Genomic DNA, 2,806 nt, shown 5'->3' with positions numbered 1-2,806 from the left:
TATTCATGTTGATGGCAATTATGAGCATGACAACGACAGTAAAGCAGTAAAACTAGTTCGAGGTTACAGTCGAGACCATCGCCCAGAGCTGAATCAGGTTGTACTTAACCTGATCACTGAAAACAAGGCAGGTATTCCAGTGTATATGCAAGCAGCCAGTGGCAATATTAATGACAATGAAGGGTTTAAAAATATTGTTAAACACCATATTAGCAGTTTAAAAGCAGCTCAAGATAGCCAATACTTTATTGCCGATGCAGCCCTTTACACTGCTGAAACAATTCAATCACTTGACGAACAGAAGCAGTTATTTATTTCTCGTGCCCCACAAAAGTTAAAACAAGTAAAACAAGTAATAGCTCAGCAGCATACCCTCGACTTTAATCCGCTTGATAACGGTTATAGCGCAGCATGGCTTGAGTCAAATTATGGCGAAGTAAAGCAACGCTGGTTATTAATTAAAAGTGAACAAGCGAAAAAACGAGAGCAACATACGCTAGATAAACGTATGGAAAAAGAATCAAACGCGGCCCTAAAATCATTCAAAAAACTTAGTCGTCAACGTTTTTCTTGTGAATTAGATGCGGATAAGGCATTAAAAACATGGTTAAAATCCTATCGTGAAGTTGGAATAAGTGACAGTGAAATACTCAAACACGCCGTATTTAAACAAAGTGGCCGTCCCAAACTAAATCAGCAACCCGATAGCTATGAATATCAAATAACAGGGCTGTTATATTGGTCGTTAAAAAATCGGGAGCAGCGATTGCAGGAAAAAGGCATGTTTATGTTAGCAACTAATGACTTGAGTGAAACACTAACGATGGAGAAAATGCTTAGCCTTTATAAATCACAACAAAGTGTAGAAAAGGGCTTTAGATTCCTAAAGAGTCCTGACTTTTTAACCTCGTCTCTTTATTTGAAAAAGCCAGAAAGGATTAAAGCACTACTGATGGTAATGACGTGTTGCTTAATGGTTTATGCCGCATTGGAGCATAAGATCAGAAGAGAGTTAAAGGCTCAGTCGGTATATTTTCCCAACTTAAAATACAAACCGTGCCAAAATCCAACTGCTCGCTGGGTGTTCTTTTGCTTTCAAGGTATTCATGTATTAACAATCAGGGGCGAGCAACAATTAGCCCTCAATGTGGAGGAGAGGAACAGGGTGGGATCACGCATTTATGACAAAGAGTACGGTATAATGAAAATATTTTGAACTTAATTGGTGTTGAACGATCAGATCATTATCAAAAACTCAACGTTGATTAATTATGAAGTCATTATTTCAAGATATTGAAAGCATTGAAGATCACAGAGTAGACGCTAATAAAGATTATGAATTAGCTGATATTATCTTCTTAACAATTGCCGCAGTACTTTGCGGGGCAAAGGGTTGGAAAGCCATTAAAATATTTGGGGAAGCTCAACTTGATTGGTTAAGAGAATATCGAGATTTTAGCCACGGTATTCCCACAAGGCATTCTATTGGGCGAATTATAAGAGGGGTCAAGGCTGACAGCCTCGTTTCAAGCTTTATAAATTTTTCAAATACGGTGCGAGAAAAAGAAGGTAAAGAGCATATTAGCTTTGATGGTAAAGTCGTTTGTGGCTCTAAACATGGTGATATAGATGCCTTGCAGCTTATGACGGCGATGGTTGTGGATAATGGTCTCATCATTTACCAAAAGGAAAGCTCAACAAAAACAAATGAAATCCCAGTGATGCAAGCAATGTTAGCGAGTCTAGATATTAAAAATGCTGTTATTACAGCAGATGCGATGCATTGCCAAACAGAAACCACAACGACAATACGTGAAGGGAATGGAGATTATGTACTTCAAGTAAAAAAGAACCAAGGTAATTTATTTAAAGAAGTAGAAGCCTATTTCCATAAGAGTTACCGTGATTCACCTAAGTTATTAAAGGATAATTATTTTAAAGAGTTAGATGGAGAGCATGGGCGAATTAACGAAAGAGAATATCGACTTTTACCGATAACAGAGTGGTTTGATGAAACGGAGAAATTTAAAGATAGCTTTGCTGTAGTAGAAGTACAACGCACTCGACATTTAAATAATAAAACAGAGCAAGAGACGTCTTATTACATAACGTCCTTAAAAGAAGATGTTGAAGTTACGGCAAAATATATACGTCAGCATTGGGCTATTGAGAATAGCCAACACTGGGTATTAGATGTGACATTTAGAGAAGATGAATGCCAAATTTATGCTGATGATGGAGCGAGGAACTTAGCCACAATCAGACGTAAGCTATTAAACTTAATCAAAACACACCCACTAAAAGATAGTGTTGCAGGTAAAATGCAACGGGCATGTTGGGATGCTAAATTTAGAGCAGAGATATTGTTTGGTTAAAAATCAAACAAAGCATAATCCCGCCCTGAGGAGAGGAACAGTATTATCATTAATTGCATGGGCAGCATCTATCAAGAAATTTATTCCTAAAAATGCTGCGGAATGTCGGATTTATTGCATTTTTAAATGCAACATGATCAGGTAAAGAATCAGTTCCATCAGCACCAAAATCGGTGACAGAAATAACATCTGTATTGGCTAATAAACTAGTGGGTAATAACATTAATGAAGTAACTATATGCTTTATCATGATAAATCCTTTTTAATTAAATAAATATTGGAAAAGAGTTTAACATGTTGATGGCCCTAATTTGGGTTTTTAATAAATGTTAATTTAAAAAATTGATTCATATTAGGAGTGGTATTTAAACATTGTGTACACAAAGTAATCTAAAAGAAGTTTTATTGATCAGCAGTTTTAGGTGAAATTA

Annotated in this window: 3 protein-coding genes; 2 read left to right on the top strand and 1 reads right to left on the bottom strand. The window is 36.4% G+C overall.

The window, feature by feature from the left end; all coding sequences use genetic code 11:
• Both CJF42_RS25450 and CJF42_RS25445 read left to right on the top strand, forming a co-directional pair.
• A partial coding sequence (locus CJF42_RS25450) for an IS1634 family transposase (RefSeq protein ID WP_095369292.1) occupies positions 1 to 1,216 on the top strand: 1,216 nt, incomplete at its 5' end.
• A 55-nt stretch (positions 1,217 to 1,271) separates the two neighbouring features.
• Entirely contained in the window at positions 1,272 to 2,375 is a 1,104-nt protein-coding gene (locus CJF42_RS25445) for an ISAs1 family transposase (protein ID WP_095369291.1), read from the top strand.
• A 49-nt stretch (positions 2,376 to 2,424) separates the two neighbouring features.
• On the opposite strand, the gene CJF42_RS25440 is transcribed toward CJF42_RS25445, so the two are convergent.
• Positions 2,425 to 2,625: a hypothetical protein gene (locus tag CJF42_RS25440; RefSeq protein ID WP_095369290.1), complete on the bottom strand. Its 201-nt coding sequence runs from the start codon at positions 2,623 to 2,625 to the stop codon at positions 2,425 to 2,427.
• Positions 2,626 to 2,806: the final 181 nt, after the last annotated feature.

The organism is Pseudoalteromonas sp. NBT06-2 (genome assembly GCF_002276045.1).
GTDB lineage: Bacteria > Pseudomonadota > Gammaproteobacteria > Enterobacterales > Alteromonadaceae > Pseudoalteromonas.
The sequence above is the reverse complement of the archived record's forward strand: the minus strand, read 5'-3'. Positions and strand labels throughout refer to the sequence as shown.